This window comes from Kosakonia sp. MH5 (genome assembly GCF_009935945.1).
GTDB classification, from domain to species: Bacteria; Pseudomonadota; Gammaproteobacteria; order Enterobacterales; family Enterobacteriaceae; genus Kosakonia; species Kosakonia radicincitans.
In genome coordinates this window covers 1,022,683-1,039,441 of record NZ_QODH01000001.1, presented here as the reverse complement: position 1 = coordinate 1,039,441, position 16,759 = coordinate 1,022,683, and the positions used below count along the sequence as shown (strand labels likewise).

Here is a 16,759-nt window from a genome sequence, read left to right as displayed (position 1 = left end):
GGTTTAAAAGGATTGCCAGTTTTCGTTGGCAGTCGCGTTACGGGTTGTTTTGCGCGAAGGAGGATTTGCCTTCGTGGCGGTTTTGGCTGCCTGTCCGGGAAGGGCAGTCACGGGGTTGCCTCCTAAATCAAAGAGCGCGATGGCGTCGTTTAATCGCCCGGCTTCTTCTTCAAGTGCGATGGCATTCGCTTTGGCTTCCTGAACCAGCACTGCGTTCTGCTGCGTCACCCGATCCATTTCTGTCATCGCCTGGCCAATCTGATCGATGCCTTTGCTCTGCTCGTCGGAAGCAATGGTGATTTCACCCATCAAGGCATTGACCTGACCCACGGTACTGATAATGGTCGACATTGCCTCGCCGGCCTCTTGTACCTGCTCTGCGCCCGTTTGCACTCTCTTAACGGATTCACTGATCAGCGCTTCGATCTCTTTAGCGGCCTGGGCGCTACGCTGCGCAAGTAAGCGCACTTCGCTGGCGACGACGGCAAAGCCACGCCCCTGTTCACCGGCGCGCGCCGCTTCCACTGCCGCATTCAGTGCCAGCAGGTTGGTCTGGAAAGAGATGCTGTTTATGACGCTGGTGATGTCTGCAATCTTCTGCGAGCTTTCCGAAATACCGTGCATCGTGGCGACAACCGTCGATGTAATATCTCCGCCTTGTTCCGCCACCTGCCGGGCGTTTCCGGCCAGTTTTTGTGCTTCGCGTACGTTATGCGCGTTGTTTCTGACGGTCGAGGTCAGCTCTTCCATACTGGCGGCGGTTTGCTGAAGCGCTGCGGCCTGTTGATCCGTGCGACCGGAAAGCTCTTCGTTCCCGGTGCGTATTTGGTTGGTGCTGGTAAAGATGGTGGTTGAGCTACCCTGAATCGCCTGCACCGTTCTGGAAAGATTTTCCTGCATCCCCTGAATAAAGGGGATCAAACGACCGGCGCAGTTACGCCCAAACTCTTCGAGCCTGGTGTGCAGCTTGCCGCTGGCAATGGTTTCAAGGTGCCGCGCAATGGTATCAAGTGGTTTAACCAGATAATTGACCAGATAACGATCGGTTAAGAACAGCGTCACAACACCGGCGACTAACGCACTGATTAGCACCAGTTTGTTAAAACTGACTTTCGCCGTGGTCTGGTTTAAGAAGTCATCTTTTTGAATCGCTTGTGTATATTTTTCGGCGGTCACGCCAAATTGCACACTCAGCGGCGGATAGGTTTTGCGAAACAGTTCGCGGAACTGGTCGGCCTGCTTATCCTGTGCGGCTTTATACATAGGAATAATGCCGTTGTTCAGCAGTCTTTCCCAGTCCTGAGCCATGCTCTGAACAACCTCATCGCTGACGCCAGGATGGCCGCTCTGGCGGAACTTCGCCAGCATATCCTGGCTGATCTCCAGCGCTTTGCCCGCGGAAATCAACGTCTTATCTGCATTGGCATCATCACCGGTCAGGCGATAATCCATGGCGCGCAGCATGCGTGTTACGGTACGGAAATATTGATCATTGCCTTTAACCAGATAAGAGTATGCGTTTTTTTGCGCGGTGTTCTGCGTTAATAAATTTTCGATGGTGGCGAAGTTAAATAAGGTCATTGCCGTGGCGATGCCCCAGATGCAACTGAACAGCACCAGGATGAGTAAAACCATTTTTCTGATTGTTATATCGCGAAGTATTTTCATCGTATTTCCCCACTACGTATTGGGTAAGCTTTTTTGCGGCGCCGCTGCGCGCCGCAAGAAAAAGAGTTCACTTCTCAAACTGCAATTATTGTTGGTTGTTATAGGGCTGCATCACACCTCGCTTCGATATTACATTCAATAATGTGCAGGTTATCCTTGACGGCCTCTAATGAGACTGGACGGCCTATGTAATATCCTTGTGCAATGTCACATTTGTATTTTATTAATTGCTGCAATTGCTCTTGTGTTTCAACACCTTCAGCGGTTACCTCAAGGTTATAATCCTTGCCAAGTCCAATGACCTTTTCCACAATACTCTTTGCTGATTCCGAATCGTTCATCGCGAAGATAAATGACTTGTCGATTTTAATGCCATGAAAAGGAAAACTGTGCAGGTAATAAAGCGAGGCATAACCGGTACCGAAATCATCAATCAGCAGCCGGATACCTAAGGTTTTTAATTCCTGCATGACGATCTGTGCGTTTTCTGGGCTACATAATGTCACGTTTTCAGTGACTTCCAGTTCAAGGCGTGCCGCCGGAAAATGAGTTGTCGCCAGTACGTTTTTAATGCGTGCGATAACATCGCTGGCTTTGAATTCCATCGGGGAAATATTGACCGATACAGAAATATGGTTAAATTCTCTGCCGATGTCCTGACAGGCATTGACCAGCACCCAATCCGTCAGGTCGGTAATAATTCCTGACTCCTCGGCCAGGGGAATAAACTGATCCGGCATCAGTAACCCGTGACGCGGGTGTAGCCAACGCACCAGCGCTTCGACAGAGTTAATGCAGCCTGCACGGATGTCGAAGCGAGGCTGATATACGAGAAATAATTGATTTTCCTTAATCGCTTCCCGTAATTCATTTTCCAGTTCGCGTCGTTGGACGATCTGTTTCGCCATGTCAGCCTGATATAAAACAAAACTGTTATTGCCGAGATTTCTGGCTTCATACAGAGCAATATCTGAGTAGCGTAATAAATCGCTGGCCGTCAGAGCATCTTGTGGTGATTGCGCCGCGCCGATATTGACGCCGAGAGAGACTTCATTGCCGGACACGATAAACGGCTTGTTGATGACAGCAATAATAAGCTGGCAGAGCGTACGGATATCCTCTTTTTTATGAATCGCAGGAGCGATAATAATAAATTCATCACCGCCCTGGCGTGCGACCAGATCGGTTGCGCGTAAACAGTTGCGCAATCTCTGCGCCACCTCGCCCAGCACCTTATCGCCAGCGTCATGCCCGTAGATATCATTGACCAGTTTAAAATCGGTCAGATCGAGACTGAGCATCACCAGCGCGCTATTTGCTTCGCCGCGCGAGTGCAGTTTCCCATCGAGGAACTCTTGCATCATGGCGCGATTCGGCAGGCCCGTTAACTCATCGTGGTGGGAGAGGAAGCGAATACGCTCACTGGACTCCACCTCCAGCGTCACGTCCGAAGCCGTACCACGAAAACCGATCGCGCCATCCGGCAGGGTAATTCTTTTTAACGTGATATTGCAGTAGCGCTGGCTGCCGAGCGCGGAAACATAGCAGCAGTGCGACAACGTTAAATAATCGCCCGGATGCGGCAGCGTTAACCAGTTGCTGATTGTTTGCTGGCTGTCGACTAAAAAATCGGTAAAGCTGCGTCCCAGCCACTCATCGATGCGATGGCCTGTGATCACCGGAAAGCGGGCAGAAATCCAGGTAAGATTAAAGTTTTCATTGGCTTCCCAGATCCAGTCCGTGGTGGTTTCAACAATATCCCTGAAACGCTGTTCGCTGGCGGATAACGCTGCGCGACTTTGTTCCAGCAGAAAGGTTTTTTCATCATTCATGCGCGCTTTTGTTAACGCTTTACGCATTAAACTAATGGCCAACAGCACGGAAACCACCATCAATAGCACCAGTAAAGGCAACACTTTGCTTAACAGTGTTTCGACGGGGTTTTTGCTCTGCCATTCGACATAAATGCGATCGTTTCCGGCGGTGAGAAACATCGTATCTTTGCGCATTGATGCCACTTCAGGCGGCAAAGTATGTAACCCCTTGATTTCGTATTCGTCACCAAGTTGCTGAAACTTTTGTGGCGTAAGCTTATCGACAAAGATCATTACCGCATGCTCTGAAGGATTTATCCCGGCAGCCGTATAATCATCCGACGTGATCCATGATGCGGCGACGAGCGTGGGTTGGTCATGGATAGTGATCAGCCGGGAGAACGCTATTCCTTGGTTGTTGGCTAATGTTGTTATTAACGAGTCGGTCAGATTGACGCCTAACCATGTTTCAAAGGAAACCTGCCCGGGCTGCCCATCCAGCACGCTATAGCGGGTTATGCCATCCGGTGAGAGGACAAAAACGCCTTCATACTGAAACTTATTAAAAAGCGATTTTCCCAGGTTCTGTCTGTCCCATGCCCAGTGCACATTCACGGTGCTTGTCAGATTTTGAAAAGCGTCATCCCAGTTGGCGTAATCAGCAAGGTGTAATCGTAAGTTTTCCTGTCTGTTTTCAAGCGCTTTAGTCAGCAAGTGCATTTTTTGCCGTTGTTCAGTTTGCTGAAGATCGCTTTTTGTCTGGATGAGGGTGAAGAGGATGGTAAAAAAGATAAATGTCATCAGCGCCAGCATCAATGTCGCTGTCTGCTTGAGTATTCCATGCGTATTACCAGCCAGCGAAGGCAGGTTTTTATCATCGAGAACATGCATGCTTCACCCTTTTCTTGTGATGAATAAAATACGCCGGGTCTTTTTACATTAACGGCCTGAGATACGTTTTATTTAATGCAAATAGCACCGTTGATACTTTTTTGTGATAGTTATCAAACTTCATTCTTCTTTTAATTTTTGCGAACGCGGGAATATTAATTTTTCCTTAAATTATTAGCCTGGGTATCATAAAAACAGTGTTTTTTTCTATGGGTTAATGTTTTTTGAGTAGCAGTAACCAATAATATGAAACGTTGGTTTTAAATATATTTTATATTCCTGCTTTGCCGGTGGTGAATTTATCGCATGCAGAATCAATATGTTGTTTATTAGTAATAAGTATTTTCTTATGAAGGATAGTGTAAATACCCCCTGATGGGTATTTTTTGCGTTTGTTTGCAAGCTGGATGACAGAAAAAAGAGACCTGGCGGGGAAGGCTTTATTGCATGTCATGCCGTTCCCCGGCAGGCCTTTTGCGGTGGGAGGCTATTGCCCTCCCACCAGGTTTACATCACATCAGAACGATTTACGCAGACGCAGGCTGACTGTCTGGGCGTCGAAGTGCGGCGCAGTAGAAAGGTCATAACGCGCGCTGAGGCTCAGGTCGTCATTCTGTACCAGCGCCACACCGGCACCGATATCCGCGGTATCGGACACCGGCGTGGCGCCGAAGCTGGTGAAACGCGTTTCGCCCAGCGCATCGGCGACGTAGCTGGCGCTGGTCGCTGTGCGGCTGCGGTCATATTCGTGCGTCCACATCGCCTGCACGAATGGCACCACATCGCCGATTCCTGTGCTCCAGCTATGCTCCAGTTTTGCGCCCAGCGAGCTGCGCACCGACTGCGTATGGCTGGAATCAACTTTCAGCGCGGCACCCTGATCGCTGTGCTCTTTATAGTCATCCTGGTGCAGGTAGCTGTAACTGACGGCAGCGAGCGGGGTCAGCGTGGTTCCCTGGGCGAAGAAGATCGGGTAGCCGACTTCTGCTTTAGTCATCACTTGCTGCCCGTTGAAACTGCCATCCGCCTGGCCGGCAAAGCCGTCGAAACCGATGCGGCGCTGGCTGTCATATCTCTGCGTGCTGACACTGGCGGTCAGGTTGACGTACAGCGGGTTGCCGCTCCAGCTTGCGTAGGCAATGCCACTCCAGGCATCAACATCCGTATGGCTACCCGTCAGGTTGTCGCGGCCATTGACGGAAGAGTTCGCATAGCTGAATGCGCCGCCCACACGCCAGTCGTCAGCGATCTGACGATCCGCTCCCAGCACCACACCGCCGTAATGCGCGGTGTAACCGCTGACGTTATCAATCATGCCCTGGCGAGCACTACCGTAGAACGGCTGGCCCCAGACGGCCCAATCCAGCGCATCATCACCGGTGGCAATACCGCTTTGTGAACCGTTACGGGCGAGACGCGTGCTGTTCATATGGTTGTTCACCACGGCCAGCGCGCCGGAAGAGGCTGCGGCTGCGGTGCTGCTCGCGGCGCTGTTCTGTACCGGCGACAGTTGCTCACCGGCCCGGTTGGCTTCTTCGCGGCTGCCGATCGCCATAGAGGCGTTATAGAGATTGAGCAGGCCTTCAGAGAAACCGCTGTAGTTACCCAGCCCGCGCAAAGAGGAGATAGCATTTGGTGTCGTGGCAAAACCTGTGTTCGGGGTAACCACTGGCGTTGTTGGTGTCGTCGGTGTGGTTGGCGTCGTCGGTTCTGTCGGCGTTGTTGGTGTCGTCGGTGTCGTTGGTTCCGTCGGGGTTACCGGATCCTGACCGTCGAGATAAACCACGAGACTGTTAGTGCCATCAATCGTTACCGCTTTACCGGTCACCGTACCGTTGTAACCCGCGACATGGTAGGCCAGCGCGTTCTCATTGTACTGCGTTCCCGAACCGGAGGCCTGCACCACCAGGAAACGCTGGCCGTTAGCAAAACCGTAGCTCTGGCCTGTCGTTAGCAGCGAAACGCTGGAATGCGCGGCAAAAATCGCATCGCCGGTCACTACCAGGCGGCCATAACCGCTGTCCTGCGTATTACCGTTGGCAACCGCGCCATCGGCGACGCCGATAGCCAGCTCGCCTTGTTCCTGCTGGAGGTAATTACCGTTAATTGTCACCGTACGGTTAAGTAATAAAGAGGCACCGTCGTTGATAACGCTGTGCGTGCCCATCTGGAAATCATCATCCACGGTGAGCTTGCCGGTGCCAAAGTGCAGATCGGCTCCGGAACTGTAGACCCTGCCACCGCTGTTATAGCCGGTCAGCAGGCTGTCGTAGCTGCTGCCGCCATTAATGGTTAACGGGTTTGACGTGTTGTTCCAGATGTTGCCAGCCAGCGTGCCGTTGTTATTAATGACCGATAGCGCGCCGATATTGTAAATAGCAGCATCGATACCGCGCAGCGTACCATTGTTGGTGATCCCGTTGGTCATCGTACCGGCGTTCTGCACCGCGTAGGCGCCATCAATCAGGCCGTTGTTAGTGAAATCGGTGATGGTGCCCCAGCTAATCACACCGCTGTTAGGGCCCTGAATCGTCCCCTGGTTGATCAGCGAGGTAATTGTTCCGAAGTTATTCAGCGCGACGTTACTCGTAATCGTGCCATTCACACTGTTTTCCAGCGTGCCGATGGTTCCCCGGTTATACAGCCCGTAAGCGCCAATAGTGCCTGAATTACCGGCGAGATAACTGTTGTTGGAGAACAGATCTACAGACGAACTATCATCGATATACATACCGGAATCGTTGTAGTTACTGCCGGAACTCATGATCGTGCCGTTGTTGGTAAAGGTACCCATATCAACAGACTGGAATGAGAGCGCGTTACCCGTGGGGCTGACGACACTTCCGGTAGAGGTGATCGTCACTGAATCAAATGAACCGATAAAAGAACTTTGACCTTCTGTTGTGGAAATCTCAGTACCAATTGATGCCTGAGTTACAGGGGTGAATGACACCCAGGCAGCCGCCATCGCGAGCAATAATGGCTTCTTACGAAAGACAGGTTTATGCATATGCTATTCATCCAAAATGAAAAGTAACTGCTGAATCTTTGTCCAGGCAGGTGTGGCGGCAGAAAAGGACGCACCTGAGACCAGGGGCGATGGCGTCCTTAACCGATATTTAGTTATCGGCGTGTCTCTGAATGGCTGTAGGGGAGAGAAGAAAATATATCGTGCATTTATTTTACCTCTTTCACCTGCTGCTTTTGTGAAGACCATTTGCCCGGGAATGAGAGCAAACTGGCGGCAGGGGATAAGAAAGAGCTTAATTGTATTGTGGTTTTTAGGCGCGCCAGGTCTCTGGCGCAGTAAATAAAGCAAAGTTCCCTCTAAATATTTATCTCATCAATTAATCAGGACCTGCGGCAAAAAATGAACTTCCGCAGGTCCTTTTTTGCTGGCGACAACCACAATGACGAAAATTATTATTTTCACCAGTTAATTTATTGACCTCGAATTATGGAGTGGTCTATGTCAAATAAACTGGAATGGCAAAAAATAGCGAATAAAGAGCTTAGTCGGAAAGGAAAGACGATTGATTCGCTGGTAAAACCGACGCCTGAGGGTATCGCCATTAAACCTTTATATACCCGTGAGGATCTCGACGAACTGGATATTGTCCGGTCACTGCCAGGGCTTCCACCTTTTACGCGCGGGCCGCGCGCTACCATGTATACAGCTCAGCCCTGGACGATTCGCCAGTATGCTGGTTTTTCAACGGCAAGAGAATCGAACGCCTTTTATCGCCGTAATCTTGCCGCCGGGCAAAAGGGGTTGTCGGTGGCCTTTGATTTGGCGACGCACCGGGGCTACGATTCGGATAATCCGCGCGTGGTGGGCGATGTGGGTAAGGCGGGTGTCGCCATTGATACCGTTGAGGATATGAAAATCCTTTTCGATAATATTCCGCTGGATACCATGTCGGTTTCCATGACCATGAATGGCGCGGTATTGCCGATTATGGCCTTTTATATTGTTGCCGCTGAAGAGCAGGGCGTCTCGCCGGAGAAATTAACTGGCACCATCCAGAATGATATTCTAAAAGAGTATCTGTGCCGGAATACGTATATTTATCCACCGAAACCGTCAATGCGAATTATCGCCGATATTATTGCCTGGTGTTCGGCAAATATGCCGCAGTTTAATACCATCAGTATCAGTGGCTATCATATGGGCGAAGCGGGCGCAAATTGCGTTCAGCAGGTGGCGTTCACCCTTGCAGATGGCATTGAATATATTAAAGCCGCAATTTCCGCCGGGCTGAAAATTGATGACTTCGCGCCGCGCCTCTCTTTTTTCTTTGGCATCGGCATGGATCTGTTTATGAACGTCGCCATGCTGCGTGCCGCCCGTTATTTGTGGAGCGAGGCCGTCAGTCAGTTTGGCGCCACGAATCCGAAGTCGCTGGCGCTGCGCACCCACTGTCAGACATCCGGCTGGAGTCTGACGGAACAGGATCCTTATAACAATATTGTTCGCACCACGATTGAAGCGCTCGCCGCCACGCTCGGCGGCACGCAGTCTTTGCATACCAACGCGTTTGACGAAGCGCTTGGGCTACCGACAGATTTTTCGGCGCGTATTGCGCGTAACACCCAGATTATTTTGCAGGAAGAGGCGGAAATCTGCCGCACGGTCGATCCGCTCGGCGGCTCTTATTACGTCGAGTCGCTTACCGCTCAGATCATCAAAGAGGCACGGGAGATTATCCGGCAAATCGATGAAGTGGGCGGCATGGCGAAAGCCATCGAAGTTGGGCTGCCGAAACGCATGATTGAAGAAGCTTCCGCGCAGGCGCAGTCAGAGATCGATCAGGGTAAACGCGTGATCGTCGGCGTAAACAAATACAAGCTGGAGCAGGAGGCTATTACGCCGGTGCTGGAGATCGACAATGTGAAGGTGCGCAATGAGCAAATCGCCGCGCTGGAGCAGATCCGCAGCACGCGTGATGCGGCGGCAGTTCACGATGCACTGGCGGCGCTCACCCATGCAGCACAGCATAATGAAAATCTGCTGGCGGCCGCCGTTCATGCGGCGCGGCTGCGCGCCACGCTCGGGGAGATTTCCGATGCGCTGGAAGCCGCATTTGATCGCTATCTGGTTCCCAGCCAGTGCGTCACTGGTGTCATCACCCGCAGCTATCAACAAAGCAAGGATGCCGCAGCGGAATTCGACGCCATTGTTGAGCAGACCCGGCAATTTCTCACTACTCACGGCCGCCGTCCGCGCATTTTGATTGCCAAAATGGGGCAGGATGGTCACGACCGCGGCGCGAAGGTCATTGCCAGCGCCTACTCCGATGTCGGTTTCGATGTCGATCTCAGCCCGATGTTCTCAACACCGCAGGAGATAGCCCGCCTGGCGGTAGAAAACGATGTGCATGTCGTTGGCGCGTCGTCACTGGCAGCCGGACATAAGACACTGATTCCGGAGTTGATTGCCGGGCTGAAAGAGTACGGGCGAGAGGATATCTGCGTTGTCGCGGGCGGTGTCATTCCGCCGCAGGATTATGCCTTTCTGCATGAACAAGGCGTGGCGGCTATTTACGGCCCCGGCACCCCGATGCTGGAAAGCGTGCGCGACGTATTAACACGGATTAGCCGCCAGCATGATTAACGAAAAAACGCTGGAAGCGACGATTCATCGGTTGTGTGCCGGCGATCGTGTCGCGCTCGCTCAGGCGATGACGCTGGTGGAAAACCAGCTTCCGCAATATCAACGCCTTAGTCGTCAGTTGCTGGATATCATTATGCCGCTAACCGGCAGGGCGCTACGCATTGGCCTTACCGGTACGCCTGGCGCCGGGAAAAGCACTTTTCTGGATACCTTCGGCATGCTGCTCATCCGGCTCGGTAAGCGGGTCGCCGTGATTGCTGTTGATCCCAGTAGCCCGCTGAGCGGCGGCAGTCTGCTCGGCGACAAGACACGAATGACATCGCTGGCGCGTGCGGAGGCGGCATTTATTCGTCCTGTGCCCTCCGGTGGTTATGCCGGGGGAGCCAGTCAGCGTGCCGCTGAATTGATCCTGTTATGCGAGGCGGCGAATTATGACGTGGTGATCGTTGAAACCGTGGGTGTTGGTCAGTCGGAAACGGAAGTCTCTGGCCTGGTGGACTGCTTTGTCTCGCTGCAAATCGGCGGCGGCGGTGATGATTTGCAGGGGATTAAAAAAGGCATCATGGAGATGGCCGACGTCATCGTTATCAACAAGGACGATGGCGACAACCGCCTGGCGGTTGCGGCCGCGCGCCAGGTGTACGAGAGCGCGCTTTCGATGGTGCGACATAAGTATCCGCAGTGGTCGCCGCAGGTGCTGACATGCAGCGCACGGGAAAAGCGCGGTATTGAGGATGTCTGGCAGTGCATTGTCCGCTTTAGCGAGGTCATGGCGCAAAGCGGGGGACTGGCGCAGTTGCGCCAGCAACAAACGATGAAATGGCTTCAGAAGCAGGCCGAAGAGGAAGCGCTGCGACAGCTTTTTGCCCATCAGATTTTTCGCCAGACTTTCAGCCAGACGCTGGAAAGCGTGAAAAATAACCAACAGGCTCCGCGCACCGGCTTACAGCACATCCGTGAATTTCTTCAGCATCACTATTTTGAACAATAAGAAGGTAACTTTATGTCGTATCAGCATGTTGTCGTCACGATCATACAAAAAGTGGCTGTTATTGAATTTAACTATGCCCGCAAATTGAATGCGCTCAGCAAGGTATTTATCGATGATTTGATTCAGGCGCTGGAGGATCTCAACACTCCGGAGATTCGCTGCGTAATTCTCCGCGCTCCGCACGGCGCGAAGGTTTTTTCCGCCGGGCATGATATTCATGAGCTGCCGACTGGCCGCCGCGATCCGCTCTCGTATGATGATCCGCTGCGACAGATTACCCGCATGATCCAGAAATACCCGAAACCGGTTATTGCGATGGTTGAAGGGAGCGTCTGGGGCGGCGCTTTTGAGTTGATCATGAGCTCAGATCTGGTGGTGGCAGCCACAACGTCCACCTTCTCAATGACGCCGGTAAACCTCGGCGTGCCGTATAACCTTGTCGGTATCCATAATCTAACGCGCGATGCCGGTTTTCATATCGTTAAAGAGATGATTTTTACCGCAGCGCCGATTACCGCTGAGCGCGCTCTGGCCGTAGGCATTCTGAACCATATCGTGGACGCGAATGAGCTGGAAGATTTTACCTTGCTGATGGCGCATCAGATCTGTGAAAAAGCCCCGCTTGCAATAGCCGTTATTAAGGAAGAACTGCGGGTTCTGGGGGAAGCGCATACCATGAACGCGGATGAATTCGAGCGAATTCAGGGCATGCGTCGTGCGGTTTATGACAGCCAGGATTATCAGGAAGGGCGAAGCGCCTTTATGGAAAAACGCAAACCGCATTTTCTGGGCTACTGAGCAACGGAGAACAGCATGAAAGAGTTCTGGCCCCGGCTAAGCGCTGACGAGGCGGCCGCGCTTATCCGGCATGATGAAATGGTGGCATTTAGTGGTTTTACTGCCGCCGGTTCGCCTAAAGCGCTACCCGCAGCGATTGCCCGGCGCGCGCGTGAGTTACATCAGGCACAGCAACCTTTTCAGATTCGCCTTCTGACCGGCGCATCCATTGGTGCTGCTGCCGATGATGTATTGTCTGAAGCGGATGCAGTCTCCTGGCGCGCTCCGTACCAGTCGGCAGCGGGCATGCGGCAAAAAATCAATCAGGGCAGGGTGAAGTTCGTTGACCTGCATCTGAGTGAAGTGGCGCAAATGGTGAACTATGGCTTTTTCGGCGACATTGATGTCGCCGTTATCGAGGCTTCGGCGCTAACGAGCGATGGCAAGATCTGGCTTTCCAGTGGTATTGGTAATGCGCCAACCTGGCTGCGTCAGGCAAAACGGATAATCATTGAGTACAACCATTATCACAGCCCGCAGGTGGCTCAACTGGCTGATATCGCCTCACCTGGCGCGCCACCGTACCGCAACAGTGTCGCTATTTTTAGTACGCTGGACAGAATTGGCCTGCACTATGTGCAGATTGATCCGCGAAAGATTATCGCAGTGGTGGATACCGAATTGCCGGATGCCGGTAACACGCTTGATGAGGAGAAACCGGTCTGTCAGCAGATTGCGGACAATGTAGTGACCTTCCTGCTCAATGAGATCGCACACGGACGTATTCCTCCAGAGTTTCTGCCGTTGCAAAGCGGCGTCGGTAATATCAATAACGCGGTGATGGCGCGTCTTGGCGAAAACCCGGATATCCCGCCGTTTATGATGTATTCCGAAGTGCTACAGGAGTCGGTGGTCCATCTGCTCGAAACGGGAAAAGTCAGAGGGGCCAGCGCATCCAGCCTGACGGTTTCCGACAAAGCGTTGCGGAAAATCTACGATAACATGGACTTTTTCGCCGAACGCATTGTGTTGCGGCCGCAGGAGATCTCCAACAACCCGGAGATAATTCGCCGCCTTGGCGTCATTGCGCTGAATGTCGGGCTGGAGTTCGATATTTACGGTCATGCCAATTCAACGCATGTGGCAGGCGTTAACCTGATGAATGGCATTGGCGGCAGCGGAGACTTTGAGCGCAATGCTTACTTATCGATTTTTATGGCACCCTCGATTGCAAAAGAGGGGAAAATATCGACGATTGTGCCGATGTGCAGTCATGTCGATCACAGCGAACACAGCGTCAAAGTGATCATTACCGAGCAGGGGATTGCCGACCTGCGCGGGCTTTCGCCGATTGAGCGAGCCCATACGATTATTGAAAATTGCGCCCACCCGCTATACCGGGATTATCTCCATCGTTATCTGGAATCCACGTCCGGCGGGCATATACGCCACGATCTTAGCCGCGTCTTTGAACTGCACACCTCGTTACTGAAAACGGGTTCTATGCTGGGTTAAACCGTCGTACCGTCGCGATCGTCAGCAATGTATTGACATATCGCGGCGGTATGCCGCTGGTTTTTCAGTGAATAAAGATATTCCTGCATCGCCATCGGGCCGTTTGGCGCATCGAAATACGTTAATGTCTGCGGGTTCACCAGCGGCCAGGCGAACCAGGGGATCACGGTGAGAAATTGCCCGCGTTCCACCGCGCTGATTTTGGCCATAAAGCTGTATGCCCGGTAAATAATCGTCGGATGAATGCCGCATGAGCGGATGTGGGCATCCAGCATGGCCTCAAAATTGGCTCGATTCTGGAAACGCATTTGCAGCCACGGCAATTCGCGCAGAAGTTCCTGCGGCTGTTTATCCTGATAGCGTCGCGAGACAAGAAAACCGAGTCGCAGAGGTGGAAGCTCAGTAACCATCAGGTTTTCCAGTTCCTGAACGCGTGGCGAGACCAACTGTGGTGAAATAATAAAATCGAGCTGATGACCCAACAGATCGTCAATCACCCCATTTTCACTGAATTCAACCGCCTGGGTGCTGACGTTTTCATATTTATCGCCCAGGCTTATGAGCTGATCGAAAATAATGGTTGGATAAGTGTTATCAATACCGAGCACCACTTTCTGTGAGCGCTGCGTTGAGTTATGGAGCTCGTTTTCAATGGCTGATAACCGTTCATAAACCGGGAAGAGTTTCTGGTAAAGCTCCTGACCGGCTTTATTCAGGCAGATGCTGTTATCTTTTCGGGTAAAAAGCGGGTAGCCAACCTGCGCTTCAAGCGCGATGATGCTTTTGCCAAAGGGCGATGCGGTCATATGAATTTTTTCCGCCGCTCTGGCAATGCTTTTGGTCTGCACCAGGACAATAAAATTACGCATCCTTTTGGAAATAAAAATAGAGTTGCTCACCTGAAAATCCCTCTCGGTTCCAATAATCATTATGTTTGGCAATCCGTGCCATTGTTAGCATGCTATTTATTGCTGCGATCAATGTTAGCACACAGTGGCGCAGTGGGGACCACTGCAATCCGTCAGAGATGGGAGAAGTGCCGCATTTCACCTGCTGCGTTTGCCAGATGGCTTCTTCGGTCAGTGTGACAGGATGAAAAGAAGCGCGGCGGTTTTTTCTTCCAGGCACATTGCTGGTATGATTTTGAATTAAGATGAGAATGAGATTCATCTCATGCTTTAATTTATTTCAAATATTAAGAAAGCATTAATATTCAATTTCATTGATGCTTTTTTTTGCGAGATGAGTTCCACAATTGATTCATTGATAAATGAATCTCCTGTGGTAATGTTTCATTTAAAATGAATGATCGGATCACCAGTGGAGTGAGTATTATAGTTGCATCATGGTAGATAAAAAAATTTACTTCGAGCTGCAAAAGCTATCTTTAGCACTATTTTTAGCGACGAAAAGTTCAGCGGCGCGATTATTTATCGACGATGATAACCAACCTGTTAATAATTCAGCGGTTAATGAACCTCTCGACGTGATCGACGCGGGGGATCCGCATACCCGGTTGCATGTGCGCCATTTTTGCAACAACGTGCAGCTGGTGAAAATACATACCCGCGCGAGTGAATGTCAGCAGATCATCGAGGCCTGGCGCGCTTACTGTAACGACAGCCTGATGGATGGGCAGTCGATGCCGCTGCTTAATCTTGTCCAGGGCTGGACTTTAATCGAGGACTGCCGACGGCATCGCGATGGATGTATGACGAAACATCGTTTTGGTGAGTGCGGGACATTACATTGTGCAGACTCTATTTTTCAGCAATGTTTGCCTCCACCAACAGAATTAACCACAGAGATACAGGAAAAAAACGACTGTGGGCATTGTTGCTGTCAGTTGAGTATTCCTCATATGCAGGTTTATACAGCGGATAAATAATCCGCATGATTCGTTTAATTTTCATGGCAATACATTAGGCAGCCTGATTTCTTAACATTCGCCCCGGATGGGGTGATGGGCATTTACTGTACTACGAGTAGAACAGACACAAGAATAACGTTAAGGCCCTATTAATTTCAGGGGGAATTCTTCGCTGCGGCGACTATGTTTGTTTTCTCCCTGCCGTTTGCCAGATCTTTCGGATAGCATGCTTTACGGTATATTCGCTAATTCAACAGGTCGTGCAATGAATGACGAAGCGCAAGAATAGTCACTTAACATCGCCAGGAGGAAGTTGATCGGGCAACAAATTGTGTGCCGGGTAATAAACCCTGTCGGTAGCATAGACGGGAATGTTGTTGGCACAAAGCATACTCAGGGAAAAGCTAAATAAGCGTCCGATGGCAGGAGCCGATCGTTTCGGTGTTGCACGATGGCTGTTTCGTGCTGCAGTTAGCGCTATCAGACGTTACTTAAGGGATAAATGGCGGCGGTGTGAGGGAAAGGTCAGAAAAGAAAGCTGAGTGGCTGGGCAGAAATAAAAAAAAGGGGCAGTTGCGCTGCCCCTGATACATTTTAGAGCTCGAAGTCTTCCAGCTTTTTGCCGCCTTCAATGGCTTTTGCAATCGCTTTCGGCGTACGACCCTGGCCGGTCCAGGTTTTTTCGCTGCCGTCTTCGTCGATATACTTATATTTAGCAGGGCGAGGCGCACGAACAGATTTAGACTTCGTGGTTTGCCCTTTCAGGGAGGATAAAAGCTCGGTTGGATCGATTCCTTCATCCAGCAGTTTTTGACGGAATGCCGCCAGCTTGGCTTCTTTCTCTTCTTGTTCTTTGCGAATTGAAGACTCTTCCTCGCGGCGCTCTTCAACGACAACAGACAGTTTCTCAAGCATCTCTTCCAGTGCTTCGAGCGTAACTTCACGAGCCTGAACTCTCAGGGTGCGAATGTTATTTAATGATTTTAATGCTTCTGACATAGCGTCACTCCGTGTGCAGAGAAATGTAAATTCTATCGGAATTAATTTTTAGTGATCATGAGATAAAAATCAATACTGAATTATATTTTTTAGCAAATATAAATTCACTTTTGTAAACATGCTCTACCTCATACATGTGGATAAAGCGAAATTTAGCCAGCGATATACGGGAAAAGACCATATCCTTTAAGGGTTATTTTAATGTTGAGCCACAGTTAATGCCGCCTGGCTTGTTGAGGAAATAATGCGCAACTCACCATTTTTCATCCATACAAAGGTAAGATTGCGCCCAAAAGCCCGTCATTCCATGTTTAGCGCCTGTTTCAACCTATAAAAATTATCTCTGAAGAGGCGCGTTTTCTCTTTCTTGTTGGTTGTTTCGTCAACTGCGATTTCAGCACTGCTGAATGTTTCGTTAAACATTACCACATATTGATGGCTCAGATTCCGACACAATAAGTAGCTAAGGAATTTCGCCCGCGTCAAACATTGTTGAGAATAATCTCGATCCGTCGCCAGTACGGCGCGCTCCAGCTCATACCGGAAATCAAAGAAATCCACTTTGTTGACGGTCATATGTGGTTTTTTCTTCATACCATCCTTTTATTCTGTCAGGTAAT

General features: G+C 50.9%; 12 protein-coding genes. 5 read left to right on the top strand and 7 right to left on the bottom strand.

Features of this window, described 5'->3' with window-relative positions; genetic code table 11:
* Positions 1-3 precede the first annotated feature (3 nt).
* The 3 genes from DK872_RS04940 to DK872_RS04930 all read right to left on the bottom strand — a co-directional run bounded on the left by DK872_RS04940 (position 4) and on the right by DK872_RS04930 (position 7,383).
* Positions 4-1,668, bottom strand: coding sequence for a methyl-accepting chemotaxis protein (locus DK872_RS04940; RefSeq protein ID WP_035889746.1), 1,665 nt, complete (start codon positions 1,666-1,668; stop codon positions 4-6).
* Positions 1,669-1,766: 98 nt separating this feature from the next.
* Positions 1,767-4,295: an EAL domain-containing protein gene (locus DK872_RS04935; protein WP_237656155.1), complete on the bottom strand. Its 2,529-nt coding sequence runs from the start codon at positions 4,293-4,295 to the stop codon at positions 1,767-1,769.
* Positions 4,296-4,890: 595 nt separating this feature from the next.
* On the bottom strand, positions 4,891-7,383 hold the full coding sequence (locus DK872_RS04930) for an autotransporter outer membrane beta-barrel domain-containing protein (protein ID WP_161518082.1): 2,493 nt from the start codon (positions 7,381-7,383) through the stop codon (positions 4,891-4,893).
* A 459-nt stretch (positions 7,384-7,842) separates the two neighbouring features.
* On the opposite strand from DK872_RS04930, the gene scpA reads away from it, so the two are divergent.
* From scpA to DK872_RS04910, 4 genes are read left to right on the top strand one after another with little or no spacing between them, the layout of a single operon-like run.
* Positions 7,843-9,987: a methylmalonyl-CoA mutase gene (scpA, locus tag DK872_RS04925; protein WP_071920430.1), complete on the top strand. Its 2,145-nt coding sequence runs from the start codon at positions 7,843-7,845 to the stop codon at positions 9,985-9,987.
* Positions 9,980-10,978 (top strand): methylmalonyl Co-A mutase-associated GTPase MeaB, encoded by a 999-nt coding sequence (meaB, locus tag DK872_RS04920; protein WP_007373666.1) that lies wholly within the window; start codon positions 9,980-9,982, stop codon positions 10,976-10,978. The genes scpA and meaB overlap by 8 nt, the downstream gene beginning before the upstream one ends.
* A 12-nt stretch (positions 10,979-10,990) precedes the next feature.
* The gene (gene scpB, locus DK872_RS04915) at positions 10,991-11,776 is read left to right on the top strand and encodes a methylmalonyl-CoA decarboxylase (RefSeq protein ID WP_071920431.1); all 786 of its coding nucleotides are present in this window, start codon (positions 10,991-10,993) and stop codon (positions 11,774-11,776) included.
* Positions 11,777-11,791: 15 nt separating this feature from the next.
* Complete coding sequence (locus DK872_RS04910) at positions 11,792-13,270, top strand: acetyl-CoA hydrolase/transferase family protein (protein ID WP_071920432.1); 1,479 nt, start codon at positions 11,792-11,794, stop codon at positions 13,268-13,270.
* Here the strand turns inward: DK872_RS04910 and DK872_RS04905 are convergent.
* Positions 13,267-14,199 (bottom strand): LysR family transcriptional regulator, encoded by a 933-nt coding sequence (locus tag DK872_RS04905; RefSeq protein ID WP_071920433.1) that lies wholly within the window; start codon positions 14,197-14,199, stop codon positions 13,267-13,269. The two genes, DK872_RS04910 and DK872_RS04905, sit on opposite strands and share 4 nt — an antisense overlap.
* Positions 14,132-14,440 carry a hypothetical protein gene (locus DK872_RS04900; RefSeq protein WP_149289042.1) on the bottom strand — a complete coding sequence of 103 codons (309 nt, stop codon included), beginning with the start codon at positions 14,438-14,440 and terminating at the stop codon, positions 14,132-14,134. Before DK872_RS04900 ends, DK872_RS04905 begins: the two co-directional genes overlap by 68 nt.
* A 175-nt stretch (positions 14,441-14,615) precedes the next feature.
* Here DK872_RS04900 and DK872_RS04895 point away from each other — a divergent pair, with 175 nt between their 5' ends.
* On the top strand, positions 14,616-15,158 hold the full coding sequence (locus DK872_RS04895) for a hypothetical protein (protein ID WP_144134374.1): 543 nt from the start codon (positions 14,616-14,618) through the stop codon (positions 15,156-15,158).
* Between the two features lie 576 nt (positions 15,159-15,734).
* Here the strand turns inward: DK872_RS04895 and DK872_RS04890 are convergent.
* Entirely contained in the window at positions 15,735-16,139 is a 405-nt protein-coding gene (locus DK872_RS04890) for an H-NS family nucleoid-associated regulatory protein (protein ID WP_007373671.1), read from the bottom strand.
* Positions 16,140-16,439: 300 nt separating this feature from the next.
* Complete coding sequence (locus DK872_RS04885) at positions 16,440-16,733, bottom strand: hypothetical protein (protein ID WP_035889739.1); 294 nt, start codon at positions 16,731-16,733, stop codon at positions 16,440-16,442.
* Positions 16,734-16,759: the final 26 nt, after the last annotated feature.

Bases quoted from the DNA above. Each gene is read 5' to 3' on its own strand.
- meaB (WP_007373666.1), top strand. From the start codon at position 9,980: ATGATTAACGAAAAAACGCTGGAAGCGACGATTCATCGGTTGTGTGCC.
- DK872_RS04905 (WP_071920433.1), bottom strand. From the start codon at position 14,199: ATGATTATTGGAACCGAGAGGGATTTTCAGGTGAGCAACTCTATTTTT.
- DK872_RS04890 (WP_007373671.1), bottom strand. From the start codon at position 16,139: ATGTCAGAAGCATTAAAATCATTAAATAACATTCGCACCCTGAGAGTT.
- DK872_RS04895 (WP_144134374.1), top strand. From the start codon at position 14,616: ATGGTAGATAAAAAAATTTACTTCGAGCTGCAAAAGCTATCTTTAGCA.
- DK872_RS04935 (WP_237656155.1), bottom strand. From the start codon at position 4,295: ATGCTGGCGCTGATGACATTTATCTTTTTTACCATCCTCTTCACCCTC.
- DK872_RS04940 (WP_035889746.1), bottom strand. From the start codon at position 1,668: ATGAAAATACTTCGCGATATAACAATCAGAAAAATGGTTTTACTCATC.
- DK872_RS04900 (WP_149289042.1), bottom strand. From the start codon at position 14,440: ATGAATCTCATTCTCATCTTAATTCAAAATCATACCAGCAATGTGCCT.
- scpB (WP_071920431.1), top strand. From the start codon at position 10,991: ATGTCGTATCAGCATGTTGTCGTCACGATCATACAAAAAGTGGCTGTT.
- scpA (WP_071920430.1), top strand. From the start codon at position 7,843: ATGTCAAATAAACTGGAATGGCAAAAAATAGCGAATAAAGAGCTTAGT.
- DK872_RS04910 (WP_071920432.1), top strand. From the start codon at position 11,792: ATGAAAGAGTTCTGGCCCCGGCTAAGCGCTGACGAGGCGGCCGCGCTT.
- DK872_RS04930 (WP_161518082.1), bottom strand. From the start codon at position 7,383: ATGCATAAACCTGTCTTTCGTAAGAAGCCATTATTGCTCGCGATGGCG.
- DK872_RS04885 (WP_035889739.1), bottom strand. From the start codon at position 16,733: ATGAAGAAAAAACCACATATGACCGTCAACAAAGTGGATTTCTTTGAT.